This is a genomic window from Aeromonas sp. FDAARGOS 1406 (assembly GCF_019048565.1).
Lineage (GTDB): Bacteria > Pseudomonadota > Gammaproteobacteria > Enterobacterales > Aeromonadaceae > Aeromonas > Aeromonas caviae.
On record NZ_CP077378.1, the window covers coordinates 514806 to 540570 of the forward strand.

Below are 25765 nucleotides of genomic sequence, written 5' to 3' on the forward strand. Positions count from 1 at the left end.
AGACCATGCATCCGACGTTCAAACCCTCCCTCATTGCCCTCTTGCTGCTGTCGAGCCAGGTGCAGGCTGCCGGCTTCCAGCTCGCGGAGCAATCCGCCACCGGCATGGGGCGTGCCTTCGCGGGTGAGGCCGCCATCGCCGACAATGCCAGCGTGCTCTCCCGCAATGCCGCCGCCATGACCCGATTCGATACCCTGGCCTTCTCCGGCGGCGTCATCCACGTGCACCCCGACGTCAACATCGAGGGCACCACCCGGGTGCCTACCCCCCAGGGGCCGGTCAGTCTGGATGCCGGAGCCCACGACATTGCGGGTGACGCCTGGGTACCCAACGCCTATCTCATCGTGCCCCTCAACGAGCAATGGCGCCTCGGGCTTGCCGCCACCTCCTATTACGGACTCGGGGTCAAGATGCCGGACAACTACAACGCCGGTCACTTCGGCAACGTCTCCGACATCAAGACCATGGATCTGGGGGCCTCCCTGGCCTATCGCATCAACAACATCTGGTCCGTCGGGGCAGGTCTTTCCGCCATTCAGGGGGAAGGGGAAGTGGGCGGTACTTTCCCCTCCAACAACCAGATAGCCAAGCACCTGAAAGGGGATGGCTGGGCCATGGGCTGGAACCTGGGCACCCTGCTTGAGTTGTCGCAGGCAACCCGCATCGGTCTCTCCTATCGCCACGACGTGACCCTGACCCTCTCCGGTGACGCCATCGGCATCGATCAGAAGGGCCAGCCCTTCACCGATACCGGCAGCCTGGATCTGCCCCTGCCCGCCACCGCCGAGCTAGCTCTGTTCCATCAACTCACCCCGGCCCTGGCGCTGCATTCGAGCATCAACTGGACCAACTGGAGCAAGTTCGTGCAGCTCGAATCCGAGCTCGACCACCACGGCACCATGCACATTAAAGAGGAGCACTGGGAAGACAGTTGGCGCTATGCCCTGGGGATGACCTACCAGCTGGCCCCCCAGTGGCAACTGCGCTCCGGTATCGCCTACGACCGCAGCCCGGTCCCGGCGGATCGCCGCACCATCTCCATCCCCGACTCGGATCGGGTCTGGTACAGCGCTGGCGTGGGCTACCAGATTGACCGCCACCTCTCGCTGGATCTGGGGCTGACCCTGATCGACGGCAAGAAGGTGGACGTGAGCGAAACCATGCAGCTCAGGCCCGGCATCCCCCAGACCACCTCCACCTTCAATGGCACCTCGGAAGGGGATGCCTGGCTCGCCGGCCTGCAGCTCAACTACCTGTTCTGACACTCCGGGTTTCCTGACAAATAGTATGCCAGTTGTTGACCTTCCCGACCGGTCGGCACTGGCATAGTGATCCGCTTCACCATAGAATCAAGCCTGTAACCATGGTGGAGAGATGCATGTATTCCTATGTAGCAAGGCAGCCCATTCTGGATCGGGAGTTGAACACCCAAGCCTATGAGCTGCTGTTTCGCGACAGCCTGGACAATGTATTTCCCTCCGTCTCCGCACAGCAGGCCACTTCCAGGCTGGTTGCCGAGCAGTTCTTGCAGCAGAACATCGATCAGCTCATCGGAGATCACCCCTGCTACATCAATTTCCCCCACTCCCTGTTGCTGGACGGATTGGCCGAGTGCCTCCCCCGTGACAAGGTGGTGATCGAGATCCTGGAGGATGCCGAGCCCGACGATGCGCTGCTGGAAAAAGTAATCCAGCTCTATGGGCTGGGCTATCGGTTGGCGCTGGATGACTTCACTATGGTCTCAGACTGGGACAGGTTCCTCCCCTACATCCATATCATCAAGTTCGACCTGCGCAGCACGCCGCAACCCTGCATAGAGCACTTCATGGCGAATCATCGCCACCTGCCCCTCACCTATCTGGCCGAGAAAGTCGAGGATCAGGCCGAGTTCGAGCGGATGAAGCAGCTCGGTGTCACCCTGTTCCAGGGATTTTTCTTCAGCCGCCCCCAGATGGTGCAACAGCCCACCATACCGCCGGCCCAGCTGGTGGTGATGCAGCTGCTCGAGGTGGTCAATCAGACCGAACCGGATCTGGACAAGATTGAGCAACTGCTCAACCAGGATCTCACCCTCTCCCTCAAGCTGCTGCGCTACATCAACCACCTCAAGCGCTTCCCCCAGCCCATCGCCTCGTTTCGCCAGGCCGCAAGTTCCCTGGGGCACGCCCAGCTCAAGCGCTTCGTCGCCCTGATCGCCGCCACCAGTGCGGGGAGTGAAAAGAGCGCCGAGCTCCATCAGATGTCCCTCATCAGAGCCCGGTTCTGCGAACTGCTGGCCCAGACCCATGCGCCCGCAGAGCAGGCACAGCAAGCCTTTGTCACCGGCCTCTTCTCCCTGCTGGACGTGCTCATGGGCGAACCGCTGGATCAGCTGCTCGGCTCCATTCCCCTGACCGACGACATTCGTGCCGCCCTGCTCACCCGCAAGGGCAAGCTCGGGTTCTACCTCGCGTTCTGTGAAGATTTCGAGAAAGCCGACTGGCAGCGGGTTGCCGCCAACACCGTCCGGCTCGGCCTCAACGAAGAGAAGGTCAGCCACCTCTATCTGAGCGCCACCGCCTGGGTCAACCAGCAGCTTCAGGCCATGGAAGAGCAACCGGTCCACTCCCGCCAGACATGACAACGTCCCTCTTGAAGGGACGTTGTCATTCCATCAACCCGCTGCACTCTCACCCACGCATTCAGCCTGCCTCGATCGCGATGGCCGTTGCCTCCCCTCCCCCGATGCACAGGCTCGCCACCCCTCGCCTGAGCCCGCGAGCACGCAGGGCATGGATCAGGGTCACCAGGATGCGGGCGCCACTGGCGCCAAGAGGGTGCCCCAGCGCACAGGCCCCGCCGTTCACGTTCAACTTGTGATGGGGAATGCCGCACCCGGCCATCGCCAGCATGCTCACCATGGCGAATGCCTCGTTCACCTCGAACAGGTCCACCTCCTCCACCGACCAGCCCACCCGGGCCAGCAACTTGTCAATGGCGCCGACGGGGGCACTGGTAAACTCCGCCGGCAGTGCGGCGTGACTCTGGTAACCCACTACCCTGGCCAGCACCGGCAATCCGAGCCGGGCAGCGGTCTCGCCCCGCATCAGCACCAGGGCAGCCGCCCCGTCCGAGATGGAGCTGGCATTGGCCGCCGTGATGGTGCCGTGCTTGCTGAAGGCCGGCTTGAGGCCGGGGATCTTGTCGGGCCTGGCTTTGCCCGGTTGCTCATCCTCGGCCAGCAGCAGGGTATCCTCAGAGGTCATGACGGGAGCCAGTTCCGCGGCAAAGGCACCGCTGCGCTGCGCTGTCAGCGCCCGCTCCAGGGAGGCGATGGCAAAGGCATCCATGTCGGCCCGGGTCAGTCCGCTGCGATCGGCACTCAACTGGGCGTAATGACCCATCAGATGACCTTCGTAGGCATCCTGCAAGCCGTCCAGGAACATGTGATCGAGCACGCTCTGGTGCCCCATGCGAAAACCGCTGCGCGCCTTGTCCAGCAGATAGGGGGCGCGGCTCATGCTCTCCATGCCCCCCGCCACCACGACCTCGGCCTCCCCCAGGCGCAGGCTGTCCGCCGCCAGCATCACCGCCTTCATGCCGGAGCCGCACACCTTGTTGATGGTGGTGCAGGGCACGCTGTCCGGCAGCCCCCCCTTGAGCGCTGCCTGGCGGGCTGGCGCCTGGCCGACCCCTGCGCTCAGCACGTTGCCCATATAGACCTCATTGACCTGCTCCCCCGTCATCCCGGCCTGCGCCAGCGCGGCGCGGATGGCGCAGGCGCCAAGCTCGGGGGCACCGAGCACGCTCAGGGCCCCCTGGAAGGCCCCCATGGGGGTACGTTTGGCCGCCACAATCACGATATCCATCGATAGCACTCTCCTTGTTACATCGGGATAACATATGCCGCGACCGCGACAGGAACAAGACTTGCGGGGAAGTTGACGTTTGGGTAAGGTGCCAGCCTGCATTGACAACCAGATGGCAGCCAAGACAGCCCCATGACCAAATCCAGGGACGACACCCGCACCTTCAGCATCAGCGAACTGGCTCGCGAGTTCGATGTGACCACCCGCAGCATCCGCTTCTACGAGGATCAGGGCCTGCTCAACCCGACCCGCCAGGGACAGCACAGGATCTACAGCCGTCAGGACAGGGTGCGGCTCAAGCTGACCCTGCGTGGCAAGCGTCTGGGCTTCAGCCTCGCAGAGATCCGGGAGCTGTTCGATCTCTACGATGCGGACAAGAGCAGCCGCTCCCAGTTGCAGACCATGCTGGGGCTGGTGGCCGACAAGCGGGAGACCCTGCAGCAGCAGTTGGAAGATATCCAGATGGTCCTGCTGGAGCTGGAGGCGGCCGAACAGCGCTGCCGCCAGGCCCTGGCACACCTCTCCCCCTGAGTCACGCAGACGGGCGAGGCAAGCGGGGATCACCGCCAGCAAATAGACACAAATGAAAGAGGGAGGCTTGAAGCCTCCCTCTTGTCATGCATGGTGGACGACCGATATCAGGCCTCCTTGCTCCAGCGGTTCGGATCGTAATCCGGGCTGTAGCGATCGACAATGATGGCGCAGGCCGCATCGCCGGTGATGTTGAGCGCGGTGCGGATCATGTCGAACAGACGATCCAGCGCGAACAGCAGCGGCAGACCCTCGATGGGAATCCCGGCCGCCAGCAGCACGGCAACCACCAGGAAGCTCGGGCCCGGTACACCGGCCTGACCGATGGCACCCAGGGTGGAGGTGACGATGATCGCCGCCCAGGCACCCATGGAAAGATCGATGTTATAGACCTGGGCGAAGAAGATGGCGACCAGGCCGTAATAGATGGCATTGCCGCTCATATTGATGGTGGCGCCCAGCGGCAGCACGAAGGAAGCGGTGGCGTTGGTCACCTTCAGATCGCGCTCGCAGGTCTCCATGTTGACCGGCAGGGTCGCCATGGAAGAGGCGGTGGAGAAGGCCACGATCTGCGGTTTCTTCATCGCGGAGAAGTACTTGCGTACCGGCGTGTTGGAGAAGAACGCGATCAGCAGCGGATAGACCACGAAGCCGAAGATGAGGATGGCGGCGACATAGACGACGAACAGCTTGAGCACCAGGGTCAGCACGTCGAAGCCGTAGGTGCCGATGGCGTCGGCCATCAGGCCGAAGACGCCGATGGGGGCGATCAGCATCACCTTGTTGATCATCCAGACGAAAGCGTCCACCAGGGTGTTGAGCCCGTCCACCAGCGGCTTGGCGCGCTCGCGGGGCTGCTTGGCCAGGGCGATGCCGAGGAACATGCAGAACACCAGGATCTGCAGGATGTTGGCCTCGTTCAAGGCGCTGAACACGTTGGTCGGGATCATGCCAAGCAGGGTGGCCACCGCATCGGGCAGTGCACCCTTGTCGGCGTAGTCGCCGGAGAACATGGCCGCGGTGGCGCCAAAGTCAACGCCCACACCGGGTTTGAACACCTGACCCATCACCAGCGCCAGGAACACCGCCAGTGCGGAGGTGCCGAGGAAGAAGGCGAGCGTGGTGACGCCAATCTTGCCAGCAGCGGGGCTGGCCCCTAGGTTGGCGGCCCCGGACAGGATGGCCACCGCCACCAGCGGGATCACCAGCATCTTGATCAGCTGGATAAACAGGGTGCCGAGCGGCGCAAACACTGTGGCTTGCTCTCCCATGAGTGCCCCGACCAGCGCGCCCAGCACCATGGCCACCACTACCTGGAAGCCGATGTTTTTGATTAATCCTTTTGTTAACACAGAATGTTCCTTTATTTAGCAATTACTCACACTTTTACAGCGTAAATGACCACCCAGAGCGTCAAATCCTCTCCATTGCTCTGGCGGTGCGCTTTATCTCATATTTGCGCCCCGTTTTACATCAGAATCCGTTAACGAAATGCATTGATAACTTTATGAGAAAGTAAAGCCTCAAAAGAGACACGGCTGTTTTTGCTCCTTTTACCATGACAACATCCAAAACAGTGTGCTACGTTGGCTCTGCAAACGTGCATACAGGGAAGAAAAGATGCTGAAAGTTAACGAATATTTTGACGGAAATGTTAAATCCATCGGTTTCGAGCAAAAAGGCGAGAAAGCTACCGTTGGTGTGATGGAAGCGGGCGAGTACCTGTTCAATACCGCCGCCCCGGAGCGCATGACGGTGATCAAGGGCGCCCTCACCATCCAGCTGGCCGACGAAGATGAGTGGCACACCTACCAGCAGGGAGAATCCTTCGACGTGGCCGGTCACTCCTCCTTCAAGCTGGAAGTGAAGATCGCCTCCGCCTATCTGTGCGAGTTCCTCGACTGATGTATCACGGGCGCCATGGGATGCCGAGCGGTTCCCCCATGGCGCGTCTCTCCCGCGCCCATTTCCCTACCGCCATCACACCCCGCTATCTCCCCCCTTTTCAACGACTACAAAAAATTTACAATGTTTAGACGAAATCCATAATTGGAGTACGTCATGATCAGTGTCTTCGACATGTTTTCCATCGGGATAGGCCCCTCCTCCTCCCATACCGTGGGACCGATGCGGGCCGCCTGCGCCTTCATCCAGACCCTCAAAGCGAACGCACTCCTCTCCCGTACCGGACGCGTCGTCGTCGAGTGCTACGGCTCACTGGGCCAGACCGGCAAGGGGCACGGCACCGGCAAGGCCATCATCCTGGGATTGGCCGGATTTGAACCCGAATCCGTGGACATTGAGGCCATTCCCGCCTTCCTCGCCCAGGTAGAGCAGACCCAGACCCTCTGCCTTGGCGGCGAGCAACCCAGCGAATTTCCCCGCATCGGCGCCATCCTCTTCAACCGGCGCAAGACCCTTCCCGCCCACTCCAACGGCATGACACTGCGCGCCTATGAGGGTGACACCCTTGTGTTCGAGCAGACCTACTACTCCATCGGGGGCGGTTTCATCATCGAGGAGAGTCACTTCGCCAACGCCCGGGAAGAGGCGGCCCGCTTCGATGCAGCCCACCCCATCCCCTATCCCTTCGAGAGCGGCGCCGAACTGCTGGCCCAGTGCCAGGAGAGCGGCCTCTCCATCTCGGGGTTGATGCTGGCCAACGAGAAGGTGTTTCGCTCGGAAGCGGAGATCAAGGCCGGGCTTCGCAAGATCTGGCAGGCGATGCAGGGGTGTGTGGAGCGTGGCTGCAAGAGCGAGGGGGTGCTGCCAGGCGGCCTGAAGGTCAAGCGCCGGGCTCCCGCCCTCTATCGCCAGCTCTGTGGCGAGACCAATTTCAACAAGGATCCGCTGATGGTGATGGAGTGGGTGGACCTCTTTGCGCTGGCCGTCAACGAGGAGAACGCCGCCGGGGGCCGGGTGGTGACGGCGCCGACCAACGGTGCCGCCGGCATCATCCCCGCGGTGTTGCACTATTACGATCGTTTCGTGCGCAAGGTGGATGACGAGCTGCTGATGCAGTACTTCCTCACCGCCGCCGCCATCGGCATCCTCTACAAGAAGAATGCCTCCCTCTCGGGGGCCGAGGTCGGCTGTCAGGGCGAGGTCGGTGTGGCCTGCTCCATGGCCGCTGGTGCCCTGGCCGAGCTGCTGGGCGCCAGCCCCGCCATCGTCGAGAACGCAGCCGAGATCGGCATGGAGCACAATCTCGGGCTGACCTGCGATCCCGTCGGTGGTCTGGTGCAGGTGCCCTGCATCGAGCGCAACGCCATGGGCGCAGTCAAGGCGATCAATGCCGCCCGCCTCGCCCTGCGCGGCACCGGCGAGCACAAGGTGTCGCTGGACAAGGTGATCAGAACCATGTGGGAAACCGGCAACGACATGAAAACCAAGTACAAGGAGACCGCACGAGGCGGCCTTGCCGTCAACATCACCGAGTGTTAATCCCCTGTGATAAAGCCGCATATGGCACTCGAATACCCGGCATCGCCGGGTATTTTTTTGCAAAACGTTTGTCTGGCGCTTAACAAAATGGATAACCATCAAAATAAATTTTATACTCGCGCCACGAATTCAACAAAAATAGATCTGTTTCAACTTTTTTTAGGCATTGAACCGTTACACTGTGGTTATCCGGTTCCCTGGCCTTTGTGACGACAGACCCGTCCCATGGATCCCTTTTCTGCGAGTGGGCATGGCGCCCCCTTCTACCCTGAGGTAATTGTTACATGATCAGCGTTTTTGATATCTTCAAAATCGGTGTTGGCCCCTCCTCTTCCCACACTGTCGGCCCCATGAAGGCAGCCAAACAGTTCGTGGATGAACTGCGTGCTGGCGGCAAGATCCGTGACATCACCCGGATCCAGGTCGATGTCTATGGCTCCCTCTCCTGGACCGGCAAAGGCCACCACACGGATACCGCCATCATCATGGGTCTGGCGGGCAACCTGCCGGAGAACGTCGACATCGACGCCATCCCCGAATTCATCTCCCGCGTGGAGCAGACCGGTCGTCTGCCCATCGGCCTGCACTGCCATACCGTCAGCTTCCCCAAGGGCGCCATGATCTTCCATGACGAGGCCCTGCCCCTGCACGAAAACGGCATGAGGCTGACCGCCTTCATCGAAGATGACGCCGTCTACAGCAAGACCTACTACTCCATCGGTGGTGGCTTCATCGTCGACGAAGAGAACTTTGGCAAGGGTGACAGCGGCGACATGTCCGTCAGCTATCCCTTCAAGAGTGCCGCCGAGCTCATCGCTCACTGCAGCCAGAGCGGTCTCTCCATCTCCGCCCTGATGATGGAAAACGAGAAGTGCTTCAACACCCCGGAAGAGATCTACAAGAAACTCGGCAAGATCTGGACCACCATGCGGGAAGGGATCGAGCGCGGCTGCCGCACCGAGGGCGTCCTCTCCGGCCCGCTGCGCGTACCGCGCCGCGCCGCGCCGCTCTACCGCCAGCTGACCACCAACGAGAACCTCTCCAACGATCCCATGAACATCGTGGACTGGGTCAACATGTTCGCCCTGGCGGTGAGTGAAGAGAACGCCGCCGGTGGCCGCGTCGTCACCGCGCCGACCAACGGCGCCGCCGGCATCATCCCCGCCGTGCTGGCCTACTACGACAAGTTCATCCAGCCGGTGGGCCGCGACGAGTACACCCGCTTCTATCTGGCCGCTGCCGCCGTCGGCATGCTCTACAAGATGAACGCATCCATCTCCGGCGCCGAAGTGGGCTGCCAGGGTGAAGTGGGCGTCTCCTGCTCCATGGCCGCCGCCGGCCTGACCGAGCTGATGGGCGGCAGCCCCGAGCACGTCTGTGAAGCCGCCGAGATCGGCATGGAACACAACCTGGGTCTGACCTGCGACCCGGTGGCCGGCCAGGTACAGGTACCCTGCATCGAGCGCAACGCCATCGCCGCCATGAAGGCGGTCAACGCTTCCCGCATGGCCCTGCGTCGCACCTCCAAGCCGCGCGTGTCGCTGGACAAGGTGATCGAGACCATGTACATCACCGGCAAGGACATGGACTCCAAGTACCGCGAGACCTCCCGCGGTGGCCTGGCCATCAAGGTGATGCAGGTTGCCTGCGACTAACGCCGAGTCGCGATGACATGAATAAAGCGGGATATATTCCCGCTTTTTTTTTAGTCGCGATTTAAAGGGCAGCGTTCGTGGATAAAGGGAGGCCGACAAGGGATAAAAAGAGACGGGCATATCACCTCCACCCGTTCGCCGTGACAGGATAACGGGGGAGAGCTATTTCACGATGCGATCGGCCAGGGTGCCGACGGCCACCACGAAATAGGGGGAGCGATTCCAGTGACGCAGTACCCGGTAATTGTCATAGGCAAGGTAGCTTCGCCCGTGAATATCGTCGGGGCGGATGAGGGAGGCCTGCATGTCGACCGCAGGCAGAGGTGAGCCGTCCTGCTGGCGAACCCCGAGGGCCTGCCAGGTCGCCAGGGACTTGCAGGTATCAAGCCCCAGCAAGGCGGGGTCCAGGCGTTCTGGCACCCTCACCCGCCGTCCCCAGGTCTGGTCTTCGCGCCAGCCGTTCTGACTCAGATAATTGGCAGCCGATCCAAATACATCCGCCAGATTGCCCCAGAGATCCTTCTTGCCGTCCCCGTCCTGATCCACCGCGTATCGCAGGAATGACGAGGGCATGAACTGCACCTGTCCCATGGCCCCCGCCCAGGATCCCTTGAAGTTGGCGGGGTTCACATGTCACTGCTCCAGAATGCGCAGGGCATCGAACAACTCGCCTTTGAAGAAGGCTTCACGGCGACCGTCCCAGGCCAGGGTCGAGAGAGAAGAGATAAGGGGATAATGGCCGGTTATTTTGCCGAAATTGGTTTCAATTCCCCACAAGGCAACAATAAAGCGGGGTTGAACCCCATATTCCCGGCCTATTTTTGTGAGCAGCGGCAAATGCTGGCGATATAAGGTTTGGGCTTGCTTGACTTTCCATTCCGGCACCGCCCGGGGAATATATGTGTCCAGGGTCAGTTTGAATTCCGGCTGATTTTTGTCGTGCCTGATGGCAGCATCAACAAGATGTACATCCGCAAAGGCCGCACTCACCGTCTCGGGCAACATGCCCGCCGCCAGCGCCTGCTCTTTGAGGCTCGCCACGTACTGGTCAAAATCGGGGCCGGCCTGCACCGGCGATCCCGACAGGGCGCCTGACAACAGCAGTGCCAGCCGCCCCGCCCTCATCGTGCGTCCTTTAATTGCGCCTTGTGCTGCTCCAGCAGGTTTTCCGGTGGCGGTGGCACCTGCAGATAAAAGCCCTGGCTCTTCAGGGCGGCCATCACCCGCTCCGTGGAGGCCAGCCCCAGGGGCTTGGCCGGGTCCAGTTTGGTCATCAGGACCAGTTCGGGACGCCCGAAGGTACTCATCAGCACCTCGGGAACGCGGGAAAAGTCCTCTCTTCGTTCAATAAAGAGATAGGTCTCGGCTTTTTTGCGACTTTTATAGACTGCACACAACATGGAAATTGATATAATCCGACGGGTTTATTGCCTCTGGTGGTGGCAAACTATAACATCAGGAATTGAATAACAATAACGTATTACCGTCTCGGTTCGGGGAAGATTCATGGTTGAACGCGATAACGAATTGAAAGGGACCACCTTCACTATTTCTGTGTTGCATCTCAGCGATGGCAATCCGGCCCGGATCCGACAACTGCTGGAGGCCAAGGTCGCGCAGGCCCCCCAGTTTTTTAATTGTGCCCCCCTCGTCCTCAATGTGGAACGCCTCGAGGCGATCCCCGATTTCGAACAGCTCAGGGAGCTGGTCGAGTCGGAAGACTTCGTGCTGGTCGGGATCACGGGGGCGCGGGACGAGGCGATGAAGACGGCCGCCAAGGCGGCAGGCCTCGCCGTCATGGTGTCAGGCAAGAGCCGCAAGGCAGAGCCTGAACCGACGCCGCCAGTGCCTGAGCCCAAGCCAGTGGAGGCCGCACCGGTTTCTCCGGTGCCAGCGCCCGTGGAGGCAAGCAAGGTCCACGTGGGCCCGGTGCGCTCCGGTCAGCAGATTTATGCGGCCGGCACCTCGCTGGTGGTGCTGGGTTCGGTGAGCCCTGGCGCCGAAGTCATCGCCGATGACAGCATCCATGTTTATGGTGCCCTGCGTGGCCGAGCCATCGCAGGGGCCAAGGGCAATCCCAAGGCCCGCATATATTGCCAGCAATTGCAGGCCGAGCTGCTCTCCATCGCGGGCACCTTCCAGCTCAGCGATGCATTGCCTGCAGGCGTGATACAAGAGCCGGTCCATATCCGGCTCGACAATGAACAACTTCGTATAGACCGAATCAAATAGAGTTACAAGGAAGCGAGAATGGCGCGAATCATAGTCGTTACATCGGGCAAGGGTGGCGTTGGCAAGACGACAACCAGCGCGGCACTGAGCACCGGTCTGGCCCAGCGTGGCCACAAGACCGTGGTCATCGATTTTGACATTGGTCTGAGAAACCTGGACCTCATCATGGGTTGCGAGCGGCGCGTGGTCTATGACTTCGTCAACGTCATCAACGGGGAAGCCAACCTCAACCAGGCCCTCATCAAGGACAAGCGTTGCGAAAACCTGTTCATCCTGCCCGCCTCCCAGACCCGGGACAAGGATGCCCTGACCCGTGAAGGGGTGGAGAAGATCCTGGATCAGCTGGCGGAGATGCAGTTTGACTACATCGTCTGCGACTCCCCCGCCGGTATCGAATCCGGCGCCCTGATGGCGCTCTATTTCGCCGACGAGGCCATCGTCACCACCAACCCGGAAGTCTCTTCCGTGCGTGACTCGGATCGCATCCTCGGTATCCTGGCCTCCAAGTCCCGCCGTGCCGAGCGCGGTGAGGACCCCATCAAGGAGCACCTGCTGCTGACCCGCTACTGCCCGACCCGCGTCAACCGCGGCGACATGCTGAGCGTGCAGGACGTACAGGAGATCCTGGCCATCAAATTGCTCGGGGTGATCCCGGAGTCCCAGGCGGTGCTGCGCGCCTCCAACTCCGGCGAGCCGGTCATTCTGGACAAGGAGTCCGATGCCGGTCAGGCCTACGAGGACGCCGTCGCCCGTCTGCTGGGTGACACCAAGGATTTCCGTTTTCTGGAAGAAGAGAAGAAGGGCTTCTTTAGCCGACTGTTCGGGAGTTAAGCATGTCATTATTGGATTATTTTCGTTCCAACAAGAAACAGAACACCGCACAACTGGCCAAAGAGCGGTTGCAGATCATCGTGGCTCACGAGCGTTCATCCAGAGGGGGGCCGGATTACCTGCCCCAGCTCAAGCAGGACATCCTCGACGTGATCCGCAAATACGTGCAGATCGACCCGGACAAGATCACCGTCCAGCTTGATCAGAAGAGTGACGAGTTGTCGGTGCTTGAGCTCAACATCACCTTCGCCGACGACCAGAAGAAGGGATGAGCTGACGCACCATGCGCGACCCCTTCCCCCAATGAAGACCGGATCCTTTCCCAGGATCCGGTTTTTTAATGTCTGGCGTCCCGGCATCTCGCCAAGGGCATCAGGGCCAGCTAGAATACCGCGCACCCCGAGGCGCTGCCGACGGGCTTTCCCTCCCCCTTATCTGGAACACGGCTTTTATGTCTTTGAATGACGAAATGCACAGCGTCGAGGAACTGCTCGACACCGCCCTCGAACTCTTCATGGAGCTGGCCTCCGACAACCTGCCCGAGCAGGAGATCGTCCGCTTCAATCAGGAGTTCAACGACCGCGGCCTGCTGGCGGAGACCGATCCCGCCGACGACTGGGCGGCCGACGTGGGGTTTGAGGTGAGCGACGCCGACTATGCCGAGATCTGGGTCGGTCTTTGCAACGAACAAGAAGAGTACGAGCACCTGTTTGCCCGCATGCTGCTCTCCCGCCGCGTCGACGAGAAGTTCTGCCACATCGAATGGCTGCCCCAATAATTCCGGATCCCGATGATCCTGGCCACTATGACTGGGACGGCGGGCCCGAGCCCGTGAGGCCTTCGCGCAGACGGCGACTGCTGGGCTGGCTCAGCAAGCTTCTGCTGGCCGCCTTTGCGAGCACCATCGTCTCGGTCGCGCTGCTGCGCTTCATCGACCCTCCCATGTGGACCTGGCGCCTCGAACGCGCCCTGTTTCCCCCTGCCAAGGTGGCCGAGGTGAAGCACGACTGGGTGCCGCTTGAGCAGATTTCCCGGGAGCTGCAACTGGCGGTGATCGCCGCCGAGGATCAGCGCTTTGCCGAACATCACGGCTTTGACATGGACGCCATCAGCTCGGCCCTCAGGCACAACCAGCAAAGCGGGCGGGTGCGCGGTGCCAGCACCCTCAGCCAGCAGACCGCCAAGAACCTCTTCATGTGGAGCGATCGCAGCTTCCTGCGCAAGGGGATAGAGGCCTGGTTCACCCTGCTGATGGAGCTGGGCTGGGACAAGTCCCGCATTCTCGAGGTGTATCTCAACATCGTGGAGTTCGGACCCGGCATCTATGGCGCCGAGGCGGCCGCCAGGCACTACTTCGGCAAACCGGCGATACGCCTCACCCGCTACGAGGCCTCCCTGCTCGCCGCCGCCCTGCCCAATCCCTGGCGTTATCGGGTCAAGCCCCCCTCACCCTATGTGCAGCAGCGCTCGGCCTGGATCCGTCGTCAGATGGGTCAACTCGGGCAAGTCACCCTGAACCGGGTCCACGGCACAGAGTAGCGCCATCCTGCGGATCAGAGGCGGGCCCCAGATGGCCGCCGACGGTTTCCCGATGAAGGGGCAGATAGTGCCACCACCAGGTTTCGCGCCGCCGCTTGATCTGCCTTCTGTACTGTCGTCGCTTCATCTTGCCAGGCCGCCCCGTCACGCCGCCCCTGCTGGCGGCTCTGTTAACCTTATCCCCTGATCCCGCCATTTGACAGCACGGCGTCACCGCCCCCGGGCTGGCTGCCCATCCCAATACTTGTTAAAGTGGCGAACCTGGACGTATCTGGAGTGATTTCATGGAACAACGTAGCCCGGATCAGCTGGTCGAGTGGGCCTATGATCAGTTTCTGGAGCAGGCCGCCGACATGCTGGCCCCCGAACAAATCGTCGACATCACCCTCGAGTTCGAGCAACGTGGCGCGGTGGAGGCAACCCTGCCCAATGCCGACTGGTCGACCGAGCTCGGCGAGCCGGTGGACATGGCGCGTTGGGCCGAGGTCTGGGTCGGCTTGCTGGATCACCAGGACGAGTTCGAGGTGATCTACGCCACCTTCCTGCTCCCCCGGGATCAGAGCGAGCACGACGTGCATATCCGCTGGCACCGCCAGCAACAGGCATAAGAAAAGGCGCCCCAGGCGCCTTTTCGTTTTTTGCGCTGCCCGAGTCAGGGGCGTGCTGCGATGGCCTTGGCCAGACAGCGGCGACACCAGCAGGCGCTGGCATCGCTCATGGGCAACGTGGGAAGCTGGTTGCACCAGCAGCGCTCGATGGGTTCCCCCGCCGACACGGCGCAGAACGCCGGCTCGCCGCAGCCCGGGCAGGCATGAGTGCTCTTCGAGCCATCGAGCTCGGCCATGCGGGCCAGCTGGGCCTCGCTGTCCATGGTGGACCACTGGCCTATCTCGGTCAGGGTGCGGCCACAACCGAGGCAGAGCCCCTCTTTGGCCCGGCAGTCACCGATGCAGGGACTCGGCAACTTATTCGTCCCCTGCCGGCGTGTCGGAGCCCACGAGGCGGATGCTGTGCTCCTCGATGACGATCTTGCCCTGCTTGTAGAGGCCGCCGATCGCTTTCTTGAAGGTGCCCTTGCTCATGCTGAACATCTTGTAGATGACGTCAGGATCGCTTTTGTCTCCCACCGCAAGGCTGCCCCCCTGCTTTTGCAGGCGCAGCAGGATGCGCGCACCGGCGTCATCCATCCGGGCCAGTCCCGGCTTTTGCAGGGTCAGGTCCAGCTTGCCATCTTCGCGCACCTGCTTGACCCAGGCGGTCAGCGGTCGGCCCGTCATCACGCGGCCGAACACCTCGTTCTTGAACAGCATGCCGGCGTACTGGCCATTGACCACGGCCTTGATGCCAAGGGGGGTGTGTTCCCCCGGCAGCACCGTCACCTCGTCACCGCTCTTGAAAGGAGGGTCGATGCGCAGGAAGCGCTCCAGACGGCTGGTGCCGACCATGCGCCCTTCGTTGTCCAGCATCAGATGCACCAGATAGACATGGCCCACCTGCATCGGCTTGTTCTGCTCGCGGCTTGGTACGAAGAGATCCTTTTTCATGCCCCAGTCGAGGAAGGCACCAATCTTGTTGGCGTTGACCACCTTGAGACCGACGATGTCCCCCACCATGGCGAAGGGCTTGTCAGTGGTGATCACCGGCTCGCAATCCGCATCCAGATAGAGGAAGACGGACACCTCGCTCTCCTCGGCGACGCCTTCCGGCAACTGGCGCCTGGGCAGCAGCAGCTCGCCGTATTCCCCCGCCGCCAGCCAGGCGCCGCGCTCCTCGATCTCGACGACGGTCAGGGTGTTCATCTTGCCAATCTGTAACATGGTGATCTCTTCTTTCAATATCCGGATGGGCCCATCTCATGGAAGACCCGTCATATAGAGGTGCATCGCCTCCGTCGGATGAGAGAGGACGGGGCCGATTTATGTCATGCAGGCGCGCATGTTACCCCAGAGCGGCAGCAGGACCTAGCCCCTCCCCCCTGTGTCTGACCTCTTTTCCCGCTCCCGGGCGGCCAGATTGACGATATTAGCAGCATTCAGTTCCCCCTTTGCTGCAAATAACCCCACTTTTAGGTAGACTTCGCGGCCGTCAAATCCAGAGGAAGCGTCGATGAACCCAGCCACTCGTACCCGTCATCTCAATCAATGGATCCAGACCCACAGCCAGCAGGAGATGAGTTACCCCGCCCTGCACGGCTTCCTGTGCGCCCGTCTGACGGGGCCCGTAGCCCCCGACTGGCAAGATCCGCTGGCCGGCCTGCTGCCTCATGATGCAGCGCTGGACGAGAAGAGTGCCGAGGCGCTGCATCACCTTATCGCCGAGCTGGAAGCCCAGGCCGACGACGCGCAGCTAGCCCTGCCGAGCCAGTGTCGCCTCTCTACCGACAACCCGGAGCAGGTGTTTGACAAGCGCCATCCTCTGGGCCAATGGAGCTATGGCTTCAGTCAGGGGGTAGCCTGCTGGCCGGCGCCGACCGACCTGAACGATCCGGCGACCCGCCATCGCTTCAGCCTGGTGGCCGAGCTCTGCCTGTTTCGCGACAAGCCCATGGCCATGATGCTGCACCAGGCTGCGGCCAGCGAGCTCCCCTTCCTCGATTTTTGCAAGCGTCAACGCCAGCAGATGAAGACGGCCCTCAACCTCCTGCTCGGCCAGGATCACTACGAGGCCGAGCCTGAAGAGAGCCCGTCCCTGGACAACGAGCAGACTCGCCAGTGGCAGCAGTGGTTCGAGCTGGCGGCAGAGAGCCGCGATCCCCTCCCTCGCCTTGGCTGGTTCGAGCGCATCATTGCCGATGCCAACCTCCTGTTCGATGAGGCATTCTGGCAAGCCCACGCGGGCCATGGCTGGCAGGTCCCCGAGGCACGCCCTCTGATCGCGGCCAGGGCCGGTCGAGCCGATTGCCTGCTGCGACTTGGGCAGCTTGGGCAGGCACGGGATGAGTACCTGGCCCTGCTCGCCCTCTGTCGCGCCGACGAGCCCGCTTGCCGCCACCCCCTCTCCACCCTCTATGCCTGGCAAGGGGAATGGGATGCCCTGCAACAACTGCTGGTGCGCTTTGATGAAGCCTCCTGCTGGCTGCTCTACAACAAGGCCTTGATGAGCTTTGTCTGCGAAGGGGAAGCGGCGGCGCGCCCTCATCTGGCGGCGGCAATGGAGGTCAATCCCCATGTGCCCGCCACTTTGCTGGGCCAGCGCCGCTTGCCCAAGCAGGAGCCTCGCCGCTGGCAGGGAGGCAGCCGTGACGAGGCGGCGCTCTACGCCTTGCAGAGTCGCGAGGCCTGGCTGACCCACAACGCCTTGATATGGCTGCGAAAGAGTGCGGGCAAGCAGGCCAGTTGAGACCCCAATTGCCGATTCGATGACAGAACACGTGCGCAAACGCACATTTTTCTGGTGACTGGTCAGACAAATGCCCCTGTGTTACGTATCATCAAGGCCAAAGTATCAAGAGAAACTGCACCCGATGCAGCCGCCACAGCAGGATGTCATATGTCGAAGATCATTGAGCTGCTCGCGCACTACCCTCCTTATCAGCTGGTTCACGCCGCTGAGATGGTGCGCGATACCTTTGAACAGTTTTATCAGCAGCGGTACCAACTCACCGTGCCCCAGTGGCGCCTGATGATGGTGCTCGGCCCCCACTACCCCATCAGCCAGAAGGAACTGGTGGAGGCGAGCGGCATGGACAAGGTACGGATCTCCCGCGAGATCCATCGTCTGGTGGAGAAAGGCATCCTGTTCACCGAGAACAGCGTGCAGGACAAGCGCATCAGCCTGGTCTCCTTCACCCCGGCGGGGCTCACCCTGTTCCAGCAGCTCAAGACGGAGGCGGGAAGCTGGCAGCACACCCTCACCGACTATCTGCCGGCCGAGGCGCGTCAGAGCATTCGCCTGCACCTGCAGAGCGTCAGCGATGCCATCGAACAACTTCACCTGCTGGACAACGAGCAACCCTCATGAAGCTGAACAACTTTGCCACCATGGATGTCAACATGCTGCTGAGCCTGGTCAACATGCAGCTGCGTGATCACTACGAGGATCTCGATGATCTTTGCCGGGCGCAGGATCTCGACAAGGAGGCCCTGGTCGCCAGGCTGGCCAGTGGCGATTTCCACTATCAGGAAGATCAGAAGCAGTTCAGATAGGGATCCGGATCACAACCCGACCCATGCCGCTGGCTCCGTCGGCAAAAGCTGCTAAGGTGGTGGCTACCCGGTCCGTTGATGTTCGCAAGAGGTATGGATACATCTTGTTGTCACAGACCGCGGTTAGCCTCTTGTTCACCACCCGCAGCCAAGGATGACCCATGATGCGCCTCATTCGACCAACCAGCCTGATCACCCTCTGCACATTACTGGTGATCAGCCTCTTCCTCCCCCAGGTCCCCAACAGCGCCGAGCAGTGGCTCACCACCCTGCTGCTGGCCTCCCTCGTGGCGGTCTTTCTGATGGTCGGCAGCGGCTGCCGCCACTTCCTGCGCGAATAACGACGCCAGAGCGCGATGACTGCCCAAAAACAACAACGCAGCCCGAGGGCTGCGTTGTTGTTTCAGGATACTGGGGAGGCCCCGAGTCGCATCAGTAAGCCAGGGTTTCCAGCTGCTCCTTGGCCTGCTCAATCCCTTTGGCTTGCGCCTCCGGACCCATGCCCATGCCTTCGGCATAGATGAAGTCCACTTCGGTGATGCCGATGAAGCCCAGCACGGTACGCATGTAGGGGGTCACCAGGTCGGTGGCATTGCCCACGTGCATGCCGCCACGGGGGCTGACCACCAGGGCGCGGGTGTTCTCCACCAGGCCGACCGGACCGGTCTCGGTGTAACGGAAGGTCACGCCGGCACGGGCCACCAGATCGATCCAGTTTTTCAGCTGGGTCGGGATGTTGAAGTTGTACATGGGGGCCGCGATGATCACCAGATCGCTCGCCTTGAGCTCGGCGACCAGCTCGTCGGACTGGGCCAGCACCGCTTGCTGACGCTCGTTCAGGTTCTCGCCACCACGCAGGCCCATGGCCAGCTCGCCGTCCAGCACCGGCAGGTTCAGGGTCGCCAGATCGCGTACCTGGATGGTGTCACCCTGGCGCTCGGCCAGGTAGCCGTCGATCAGGGCGTTGGATTGGGAATACTGGCCCAGGATGCTGGACTTCAGAACGAGGATATTGGCCATGGTGAAACTCCATTTGATTGTCAATTGAACAGCCAGGCTGTCGATGGAGGTCACTATAAAGACTGGCATTAAAGCCTGATAGCGAAAATAGATGCTCAAGTCATTCAAAAAATTTGATGTCTGTGCATTTCCTCGGCAGAGAGGGGCTCATCAAACTCCACACCCTTGGCATGACAAACGATTGCCGTTATGATCCGCCGCACTTTTTGTACGTGATCCGGATCTCATGACCTCCTCCCGCAGGCACTCCCCCTTTGCCGGCGCCGTCTGGATGATGGTGGCAGGCCTCTGCTTCGCCGCCGTCAACAGCCTGAGCCAGTATGTCAGCTTCACGCTCGGCCTCCCCTCGACCCAGGTCGCCTTTCACCAATATCTGATAGCCCTGGTCTGCCTGCTGCCCTGGCTGGTGCGCCACGGTCTGCGCCAGTCCCTGATGACGAACCAGCTGCGCCTGCACCTGCTGCGGGTCGCCCTGGCGGTGACCGGCATCCAGTTCTGGCTCTGGGCCCTGGCGGTCCCCGTCCCCATCTGGCAGGGGATCGCGCTCTTGATGACCTCCCCCCTGTTTGCCACCCTGGGATCAGCCCTCTTTCTCAAAGAGCAGGTGAGCCGGGCCCGCATTCTCGCGACCCTGGCGGGGTTTGTGGGCGCCATGCTGATCCTGGCTCCCTGGACCGACGACTTCACCCTGGCCTCCCTGCTGCCGGTGGCGGCCGCCCTCTTCTGGGCAGGCTACTCCTTGCTGGTGCGCTATCAGGCGGCCAGCGAGTCGTCCCACACCATCGTCGTCTACCTGCTCGTCTTCAGCACCCCGTTCAACGCCATGCTGGCGATCCCTGAATGGCAGTGGCCAAGCGAAACCCAGTGGCTGCTGGTGGCCGCCTCTGGCGTACTGTCGGCACTGGCCCAGATGTCCATCGCCCGCGCCTACAGCGTGGCGGAGGCCTCCTTCGTGCAACCTTTTGATTTTGCCAAGCTGCCCATGAACGTGCTGGCCGGCTGGCTGGTATTTGGCTGGGCGCCCCCCGGTCGCTTGTGGCTGGGGGCGGCCATCATCATCGGCGCCATCACCCTGCTCACCCATCTGGAGCAGCGCGCCCACCCACCCACTTCCTGAGGTACGCCATGCGTGCCTCTTTTTTTGCTCACCCGGATCAGCCCTGCTGACCACCGACCTCAGGAGAGATCAGATGTTTGGAACCGCCACCCGCCCCACTGCGACCCGCGCCCTGCTGCTGGGATCAGGCGAACTCGGCAAGGAGGTCGCCATCGAGCTGCAGCGGCTCGGTATCGAGGTGATCGCCGCCGACCGCTATGCCAACGCCCCCGCCATGCAGGTGGCCCACCAGGCCCGCGTGCTGGACATGCTGGATGGCACCGCCCTGCGCGCCCTGGTGGCCGAGGTCAAGCCCGACCTCATCATCCCCGAGATTGAAGCCATCGCCACCGACACCCTGGCCGCCCTCGAGCAGGAAGGGGTCAAGGTGGTGCCCAATGCCCGCGCCACCCAGCTCACCATGAACCGGGAGGGGATCCGTCGCCTCGCCGCCGAAACCCTGGGGCTGCCCACCTCTGCCTACCGCTTTGCCCAGAGCAAGGAGGAGTTTGTGGCCGCCGTCGAGGCCATCGGCCTCCCCTGCGTGGTCAAACCGGTGATGAGCTCCTCCGGCAAGGGGCAGAGCCTGCTGCGCGATCTCGCCAGGCTGGATGAAAGCTGGACCTATGCCCAGGAGGGGGGCCGTGCCGGTCGTGGCAAGGTGATTGTCGAAGGCTTCGTTCCTTTCGAGTACGAGATCACCCTGCTCACGGTGCGCGCCGTCGATGGCATCCACTTCTGCGAGCCTATCGGCCATCGTCAGGAGGATGGCGACTACCGCGAATCCTGGCAGCCCCAGGCCATGAGCGAGCTGGCCCTGGCCCGCTCCAAGGAGGTGGCGGCCAAGGTGGTTGAAGCCCTTGGCGGCTACGGTCTGTTCGGGGTCGAGCTCTTCATCAGGGGTGACGAGGTGTGGTTCAGCGAAGTCTCCCCCCGCCCCCACGACACCGGCATGGTGACCCTGATCTCCCAGGATCTCTCCGAGTTCGCCCTGCACGTGCGCGCCATCCTGGGGCTGCCCGTCGGCACCATCACCCAGTACGGCCCGAGCGCCTCTGCCGTGGTGCTGCGGGAAGGCCACAGCCAGGATATCCGCTATCAGGGGATTGGCGAGGCACTGGCCCTGGTGCCGGGTGCCCAGTTGCGTCTCTTTGGCAAGCCGGAGATCGCCGGTCGTCGTCGCCTCGGGGTGGCGCTCGCCCGTGGGCAGGATTGCCAGGAAGCCGTGGAGCAGGCCAAGACGGTGGCAGCCCGGGTAGAAGTACTGTTCTAGGCAATCCGCTTTACCACGCAAAAACAAACGTTTATCTGCGTGATCCGGCGCAAGGGGCAGGTGACTGCCCCTTTCCCATTGAAGCACCGGGCTTATAATCCCCCCTTCACCTATGTCAGGAGTACAAGATGTTAACTGCCGTGATCTTCGATATGGATGGTGTTCTGATCGACTCGGAACCCTTCTGGCAACGGGCACAGATGGCCGTCTTCGCCGAACTGGGCCACTTCCACACCGAGGAGGACTGCAACTCCACCATAGGGGTGCGCATCGATCAGCTGGTGGCCCACTGGTACCGGATCCGCCCCTGGAGCAGCCCCAGCCAGGAAGAGGTAGTACAGCGCATCCTGGATCAGGTGATCGCGCTCATCCTGCAAGAGGGACAGCCCAAGGCCGGGGTGCTGGAAGCGCTCGACCTCATCGAGGCCCAAGGGCTCAAGATCGGGCTCGCCACCTCCTCACCGTTTGCCATGGTCGAGGCGGTGCTCGGCAAACTCGGCATCCAGGACCGTTTCATTGCGGTCCACTCCGCCGAGGTGGAGCGCTTTGGCAAACCCCACCCGGATGTCTATATCCACGCCGCCGAGAAGCTCGGCGTCGAGCCTGTGCACTGTCTCGCCATCGAGGACAGCTTCACCGGCCTGCTGGCAGCCAAGGCAGCCTCCATGACGGCGCTGATCGTGCCGGACCCGGCGCTGGTCGGCGATCCCCGTCTGGTCATCGCCAACCACGAGCTGCGCTCTCTTGCCGAGCTGAACGCAGAGATGCTGGCCGGCTGGGTCAAGTAGGCAACACGGACTGACCTCCTGCCTCCCTTGAGCCCGCTCATAAACGTGCGCTTGCTCGCGGTTGCGCCGCCCTGTGGCGACTAGAATCAGCAGGAGCACAGAGACGGCCCACGGGCCCGAGGAGGTCACCATGATCGAATACACCAGCAAGCGTATCGTCTGCCCCCACTGCGGCCACCACACCCGGGTCGAGCTGGATGCCAGCCAGGGGGATCAGGAGTTCTACGAAGATTGCATGGCCTGCTGCAACCCCATCCACCTGCGGCTGCACCGGGATGAAGCCCGCGACTGCCTGCAACTCTTCGTGGATGCCGACGACGAGCAGCTGTTCTGAATTCCCCTGTCCAGACACAGATAAAAACAAACGGGACCCTGTGGGTCCCGTTTGTTCTGGTGCCATCGTCAGGCTGGATCACGCCTCCCTCAAGCACGCCGCCTTCGCCGACGTCATGGTCGGAACAAACTCCACCACCTGATAATCGGCCGCCTCTGCCTGCTTGAAGGGATCCTCTGCCAGCATCGCCTCCAGGGCGTCTCGGCTCACTCCCTGCGCCAGTATGACCCCCCCGACTCGGGGTACCCGACGCCCGGACGCCAGAAAATGGCCTGCGGCATACTGCCGCTCCAGCCACGCAATGTGGGCCGGGATCAGGGCATCGATCTCCGCCAGCGGTTTCACATAAGTCAATGTCACGACAAACATAGAGAAGTCCCCAAGGCCCTGGAGCGGCGCCTCTTCCACAGGAGGGCGCCTTTCCCGTGATGCCGCCCTCCTCCTCTTCGTACCCTGGGGGCAGCGCTCAGGTGGTCACTGGCGCGCCGCCAGCACCCGCTCCACCGTGTCGACGATGGCCTGGGTCTGGGGGTCAATCTCGATGTTGGTCTGCCAGCCGGCCTTGACCCAGCCCAGGTTGGTGCGGGCCAGGGTCTCGGGGATAAGGTTGACGCAGAACTCCCTGGCGCGCACCTCGCCCACGGTGAGGCTGATGCCGTCGATGCCGATGTAGCCCTTGGTCAGCACGTACTTCATGAGCGCAGGATCGAGGCGATACCACACCTGGCGGTTGTTGGGGGTGTCGATGACCGAGGTCACCTCGGCCGTCCCCATGATGTGGCCGGACATGGCATGGCCGCCAATCTCGTCCCCAAAGCGGGCGGCCCGCTCCACGTTGACCTTGTCACCCACCACCAGTTGCCCAAGGTTGGTGAGGCGCAGAGTCTCCTGCATCAGATCGAAGCTGACCAGATCCCCCTCCACCCGGGTGACGGTCAGGCAGCAGCCGTTGTGGGCCACCGAGGCCCCCAGGGCCAGCCCCTCGCCCCAGGCCGGGCTCGGCATGCGGATCACGTGGGTGCGAAAATTGGGCAGTGAATCGATGGCCACCAGTTCGGCGGTCCCTTGTACGATGCCGGTGAACATGAGTCTCTCCAGGCTGTGAAAATTGTCGGCAGGTTACCCCCGGCCACCTTGCAAGACAAGGGTGCCGGCTGACAAGGAGAGGCGCGATCGCTATAGTGACCCCAATCAATCCAGACTGAACGAGGAAACAAAAATGCAGGTATATCAATGCTGTGAAGCCATTCGCATCGCCTACAACCAGATTGGCTCCGGTGAGCAGGGTTATGTGCCCCAGGCCATTGCCGCCAGCATACGGGCGCTCAACGCCGTGGCCTCCGACGAGCGGGTACCGGCGGATCTGCGCGAGCAGGCGGCCTATGCCGCGGCCAACCTGCTGATCAGCGATCACGAAGACGCCTGATCCCGGCTACAAATCTGCCGCCGACCTTCCCCGTTGGCGGTTTTTCAGGCTAGAATGACACCCCCGCATTTTGTCTCCTCAGGACGAGGAGGCAAAAGCCCATCTCTCTTGCCCGCTCTTTCTCTTTTATCTGATCCACTCGGAGGTGTCAGTGCAACGTTATTGGTCCGAGGCGAAGCAGCTCGTTCGTCTAGCCAGCCCCATTCTGGTCGCCCAGGTGGCCCAGATCGCCATGAACTTCGTCGATACCGTGATGGCGGGACAGGTGAGCGCCGTGGATCTTGCCGCCGTGTCGGTGGCGTCCAGCTTCTGGCTGCCGATCATCTTGCTGGTGCAGGGCATCATCATGGCCCTCACCCCCATCGTTTCCCAGCTCAACGGCGCCCGCAAGCAGGACGAGGTGCGCCCCGCCGTGCACCAGGGCTTCTGGCTCGCCCTCATCGTCACGCCCATCGCCATGGTGGCACTCTACTTCAGCCCCCTGGCACTGCAATTCATGGACGTGGATCCCGTCATGGCGGCCAAGACTGCCGGCTACCTGCACGCCATCCTGTGGGGCCTGCCCGCCTTCGTGATGTTCCAGGTGCTGCGCAACTTCAGTGAGGGGCTCTCCCACACCATGCCGACCATGGTGATCGGTTTCGTGGGGCTCGCGGTCAACATCCCCGCCAACTACATCTTCATTCACGGCCACTTCGGCATGCCGAAACTCGGCGGCGTCGGCTGCGGCGTGGCCACTGCCATCGTGCTCTGGGCCATGCTGCTGGCGATGATCGTCTATGTGAAGTGCTCTGCCCACTTCAAGCGCATCAACCTGTTCGCCCAGCTGGCACGCCCCAACGGCAGCCGGATCTGGCGCCTGTTCCGCTTGGGGTTCCCAATCGCCATGGCCATCTTCTGCGAGGTGACCCTGTTTACCGTGGTCGCCCTGATGCTGGCCCCCTTCGGCGCGGAGACGGTGGCGAGTCACCAGATTGCGCTCAACTTCTCCAGCCTGGTCTTCATGCTGCCCCTCTCCATCGGTGTCGGCGTGACCATCCGGGTCGGTCACAACATAGGGGAAGGTCAACCGGATCAGGCCAGGGTCGCCGCCCGCACCGGCCTGATACTGGGCATGGGCGTCGCCGCCGCGACCGCCGCCCTCACCGTGCTGCTGCGCGACCCCATCGCGGGGATCTACACCGACGACCTGCAGGTGATCGGCCTTGCCGCCACCCTGCTCTTCTTCGCCGCCATCTACCAGATCTCCGATTCGGTACAGGTGGTGGCCGCGGCGGCCCTGCGCGGTTACAAGGATACCCAGGCCATCTTCTACGTCACCATCGTCGCCTATTGGGGGCTGGGTCTGCCCACCGGCATGATCCTGGGGCTGACCGACTGGGTGGTACCGCGCATGGGCCCGCAGGGCTTCTGGATAGGCTTCATCGTCGGTCTCACCTCCGCCGCCCTGATGCTGGGCGCGCGGCTGCGCGTCATCTACGGCCGCTTCGCCAGCCCCGCGGCCTGCACCGCTCTCTCCCGGGCGCAATAGGACGCGGCCAGGGGCACGGGGAGCCGCACTTTTGGGGCGGCTCGCCTGTAAAATCAACAGGCTGCACAAGAA

The 25765-nt window shown here is 62.1% G+C and carries 30 protein-coding genes and 1 pseudogene; 22 read left to right on the forward strand and 9 right to left on the reverse strand.

Annotated elements, in window-relative coordinates; genetic code table 11:
* The first annotated feature begins 5 nt into the window (after window positions 1-5).
* Together I6L36_RS02370 and I6L36_RS02375 are read left to right on the forward strand one after the other, a co-directional pair.
* Window positions 6-1262: an outer membrane protein transport protein gene (locus tag I6L36_RS02370; protein WP_109112699.1), complete on the forward strand. Its 1257-nt coding sequence runs from the start codon at window positions 6-8 to the stop codon at window positions 1260-1262.
* A gap of 116 nt (window positions 1263-1378) precedes the next feature.
* Window positions 1379-2620: an EAL and HDOD domain-containing protein gene (locus I6L36_RS02375; RefSeq protein WP_042878931.1), complete on the forward strand. Its 1242-nt coding sequence runs from the start codon at window positions 1379-1381 to the stop codon at window positions 2618-2620.
* A gap of 61 nt (window positions 2621-2681) precedes the next feature.
* Here the strand turns inward: I6L36_RS02375 and I6L36_RS02380 are convergent, their stop codons facing one another.
* Window positions 2682-3848 carry a thiolase family protein gene (locus I6L36_RS02380; RefSeq protein WP_109112698.1) on the reverse strand — a complete coding sequence of 389 codons (1167 nt, stop codon included), beginning with the start codon at window positions 3846-3848 and terminating at the stop codon, window positions 2682-2684.
* 132 nt (window positions 3849-3980) lie between these two features.
* Between I6L36_RS02380 and I6L36_RS02385 the strand changes: the two genes are divergently transcribed.
* Window positions 3981-4379 (forward strand): MerR family DNA-binding transcriptional regulator, encoded by a 399-nt coding sequence (locus I6L36_RS02385; protein WP_010674655.1) that lies wholly within the window; start codon window positions 3981-3983, stop codon window positions 4377-4379.
* A 107-nt stretch (window positions 4380-4486) separates the two neighbouring features.
* On the opposite strand, the gene I6L36_RS02390 is transcribed toward I6L36_RS02385, so the two are convergent.
* Entirely contained in the window at window positions 4487-5731 is a 1245-nt protein-coding gene (locus I6L36_RS02390) for a dicarboxylate/amino acid:cation symporter (RefSeq protein WP_041215213.1), read from the reverse strand.
* Window positions 5732-5999: 268 nt separating this feature from the next.
* Here I6L36_RS02390 and I6L36_RS02395 point away from each other — a divergent pair, with 268 nt between their 5' ends.
* The 3 genes from I6L36_RS02395 to I6L36_RS02405 all read left to right on the forward strand — a co-directional run bounded on the left by I6L36_RS02395 (window position 6000) and on the right by I6L36_RS02405 (window position 9478).
* The gene (locus I6L36_RS02395; RefSeq protein WP_010674653.1) at window positions 6000-6284 is read left to right on the forward strand and encodes a pyrimidine/purine nucleoside phosphorylase; all 285 of its coding nucleotides are present in this window, start codon (window positions 6000-6002) and stop codon (window positions 6282-6284) included.
* A gap of 156 nt (window positions 6285-6440) precedes the next feature.
* The gene (locus tag I6L36_RS02400) at window positions 6441-7823 is read left to right on the forward strand and encodes an L-serine ammonia-lyase (RefSeq protein ID WP_010674652.1); all 1383 of its coding nucleotides are present in this window, start codon (window positions 6441-6443) and stop codon (window positions 7821-7823) included.
* Between the two features lie 284 nt (window positions 7824-8107).
* Complete coding sequence (locus I6L36_RS02405; RefSeq protein ID WP_039039104.1) at window positions 8108-9478, forward strand: L-serine ammonia-lyase; 1371 nt, start codon at window positions 8108-8110, stop codon at window positions 9476-9478.
* Between the two features lie 162 nt (window positions 9479-9640).
* On the opposite strand, the pseudogene I6L36_RS02410 reads toward I6L36_RS02405, so the two are convergent.
* A pseudogene (locus I6L36_RS02410) lies at window positions 9641-10603 on the reverse strand (lytic transglycosylase domain-containing protein).
* Entirely contained in the window at window positions 10600-10878 is a 279-nt protein-coding gene (locus I6L36_RS02415) for a YcgL domain-containing protein (RefSeq protein ID WP_039039102.1), read from the reverse strand. The pseudogene I6L36_RS02410 and the gene I6L36_RS02415 overlap by 4 nt, the downstream one beginning before the upstream one ends.
* Window positions 10879-10984: 106 nt before the next feature.
* Between I6L36_RS02415 and minC the strand changes: the two genes are divergently transcribed.
* The 6 genes from minC (at window position 10985) to I6L36_RS02445 (ending at window position 14688) form a co-directional block, all read left to right on the forward strand.
* Window positions 10985-11710 carry a septum site-determining protein MinC gene (gene minC, locus I6L36_RS02420; protein WP_104452903.1) on the forward strand — a complete coding sequence of 242 codons (726 nt, stop codon included), beginning with the start codon at window positions 10985-10987 and terminating at the stop codon, window positions 11708-11710.
* Window positions 11711-11728: 18 nt separating this feature from the next.
* Window positions 11729-12541 carry a septum site-determining protein MinD gene (gene minD, locus I6L36_RS02425; RefSeq protein WP_010674647.1) on the forward strand — a complete coding sequence of 271 codons (813 nt, stop codon included), beginning with the start codon at window positions 11729-11731 and terminating at the stop codon, window positions 12539-12541.
* 2 nt (window positions 12542-12543) lie between these two features.
* Entirely contained in the window at window positions 12544-12813 is a 270-nt protein-coding gene (gene minE, locus I6L36_RS02430; RefSeq protein WP_010674646.1) for a cell division topological specificity factor MinE, read from the forward strand.
* Between the two features lie 179 nt (window positions 12814-12992).
* The gene (locus I6L36_RS02435) at window positions 12993-13319 is read left to right on the forward strand and encodes an HI1450 family dsDNA-mimic protein (RefSeq protein WP_162540643.1); all 327 of its coding nucleotides are present in this window, start codon (window positions 12993-12995) and stop codon (window positions 13317-13319) included.
* 53 nt (window positions 13320-13372) lie between these two features.
* Complete coding sequence (mtgA, locus tag I6L36_RS02440; protein ID WP_109112978.1) at window positions 13373-14080, forward strand: monofunctional biosynthetic peptidoglycan transglycosylase; 708 nt, start codon at window positions 13373-13375, stop codon at window positions 14078-14080.
* A 284-nt stretch (window positions 14081-14364) separates the two neighbouring features.
* Window positions 14365-14688, forward strand: a complete 324-nt coding sequence (locus I6L36_RS02445; RefSeq protein ID WP_010674643.1) for an HI1450 family dsDNA-mimic protein — start codon at window positions 14365-14367, stop codon at window positions 14686-14688.
* Between the two features lie 44 nt (window positions 14689-14732).
* Here I6L36_RS02445 and I6L36_RS02450 read toward each other — a convergent pair whose 3' ends face one another.
* Both I6L36_RS02450 and I6L36_RS02455 read right to left on the reverse strand, forming a co-directional pair.
* On the reverse strand, window positions 14733-15044 hold the full coding sequence (locus tag I6L36_RS02450; RefSeq protein ID WP_109112975.1) for a DUF1289 domain-containing protein: 312 nt from the start codon (window positions 15042-15044) through the stop codon (window positions 14733-14735).
* Window position 15045: 1 nt separating this feature from the next.
* Entirely contained in the window at window positions 15046-15915 is an 870-nt protein-coding gene (locus I6L36_RS02455) for a S1 RNA-binding domain-containing protein (RefSeq protein ID WP_042014378.1), read from the reverse strand.
* Window positions 15916-16186: 271 nt separating this feature from the next.
* On the opposite strand from I6L36_RS02455, the gene I6L36_RS02460 reads away from it, so the two are divergent.
* The 4 genes from I6L36_RS02460 (at window position 16187) to I6L36_RS02475 (ending at window position 18566) form a co-directional block, all read left to right on the forward strand.
* On the forward strand, window positions 16187-17419 hold the full coding sequence (locus I6L36_RS02460) for a UPF0149 family protein (RefSeq protein ID WP_109112976.1): 1233 nt from the start codon (window positions 16187-16189) through the stop codon (window positions 17417-17419).
* A gap of 150 nt (window positions 17420-17569) precedes the next feature.
* Window positions 17570-18040, forward strand: coding sequence for a MarR family winged helix-turn-helix transcriptional regulator (locus I6L36_RS02465; RefSeq protein WP_010674639.1), 471 nt, complete (start codon window positions 17570-17572; stop codon window positions 18038-18040).
* A complete protein-coding gene (locus I6L36_RS02470; protein ID WP_043155974.1) occupies window positions 18037-18225 on the forward strand; it encodes a DUF4250 domain-containing protein in 189 nt (62 codons plus the stop codon). The genes I6L36_RS02465 and I6L36_RS02470 overlap by 4 nt, the downstream gene beginning before the upstream one ends.
* Before the next feature lie 161 nt (window positions 18226-18386).
* The gene (locus tag I6L36_RS02475) at window positions 18387-18566 is read left to right on the forward strand and encodes a hypothetical protein (protein WP_010674636.1); all 180 of its coding nucleotides are present in this window, start codon (window positions 18387-18389) and stop codon (window positions 18564-18566) included.
* Window positions 18567-18657: 91 nt separating this feature from the next.
* Here I6L36_RS02475 and I6L36_RS02480 read toward each other — a convergent pair whose 3' ends face one another.
* Entirely contained in the window at window positions 18658-19245 is a 588-nt protein-coding gene (locus I6L36_RS02480) for an FMN-dependent NADH-azoreductase (RefSeq protein ID WP_010674635.1), read from the reverse strand.
* 226 nt (window positions 19246-19471) lie between these two features.
* Between I6L36_RS02480 and I6L36_RS02485 the strand changes: the two genes are divergently transcribed.
* From I6L36_RS02485 to I6L36_RS02500, 4 genes are all read left to right on the forward strand, one after another.
* On the forward strand, window positions 19472-20362 hold the full coding sequence (locus I6L36_RS02485) for a DMT family transporter (protein WP_041211382.1): 891 nt from the start codon (window positions 19472-19474) through the stop codon (window positions 20360-20362).
* A gap of 73 nt (window positions 20363-20435) precedes the next feature.
* Window positions 20436-21614: a formate-dependent phosphoribosylglycinamide formyltransferase gene (gene purT, locus I6L36_RS02490; protein WP_109112950.1), complete on the forward strand. Its 1179-nt coding sequence runs from the start codon at window positions 20436-20438 to the stop codon at window positions 21612-21614.
* 128 nt (window positions 21615-21742) lie between these two features.
* Complete coding sequence (hxpB, locus tag I6L36_RS02495) at window positions 21743-22402, forward strand: hexitol phosphatase HxpB (protein WP_109112951.1); 660 nt, start codon at window positions 21743-21745, stop codon at window positions 22400-22402.
* A gap of 130 nt (window positions 22403-22532) precedes the next feature.
* A complete protein-coding gene (locus I6L36_RS02500; RefSeq protein ID WP_005336871.1) occupies window positions 22533-22736 on the forward strand; it encodes a CPXCG motif-containing cysteine-rich protein in 204 nt (67 codons plus the stop codon).
* Between the two features lie 78 nt (window positions 22737-22814).
* Here the strand turns inward: I6L36_RS02500 and I6L36_RS02505 are convergent, their stop codons facing one another.
* The gene (locus I6L36_RS02505) at window positions 22815-23105 is read right to left on the reverse strand and encodes a YciI family protein (RefSeq protein ID WP_029314482.1); all 291 of its coding nucleotides are present in this window, start codon (window positions 23103-23105) and stop codon (window positions 22815-22817) included.
* A 105-nt stretch (window positions 23106-23210) separates the two neighbouring features.
* A complete protein-coding gene (locus I6L36_RS02510) occupies window positions 23211-23822 on the reverse strand; it encodes a riboflavin synthase (RefSeq protein ID WP_010674630.1) in 612 nt (203 codons plus the stop codon).
* Between the two features lie 133 nt (window positions 23823-23955).
* Between I6L36_RS02510 and I6L36_RS02515 the strand changes: the two genes are divergently transcribed.
* Both I6L36_RS02515 and I6L36_RS02520 read left to right on the forward strand, forming a co-directional pair.
* A complete protein-coding gene (locus I6L36_RS02515; protein ID WP_010674629.1) occupies window positions 23956-24162 on the forward strand; it encodes a YaeP family protein in 207 nt (68 codons plus the stop codon).
* A 151-nt stretch (window positions 24163-24313) separates the two neighbouring features.
* Window positions 24314-25693 (forward strand): MATE family efflux transporter, encoded by a 1380-nt coding sequence (locus I6L36_RS02520; RefSeq protein ID WP_109112952.1) that lies wholly within the window; start codon window positions 24314-24316, stop codon window positions 25691-25693.
* Window positions 25694-25765 lie beyond the last annotated feature (72 nt).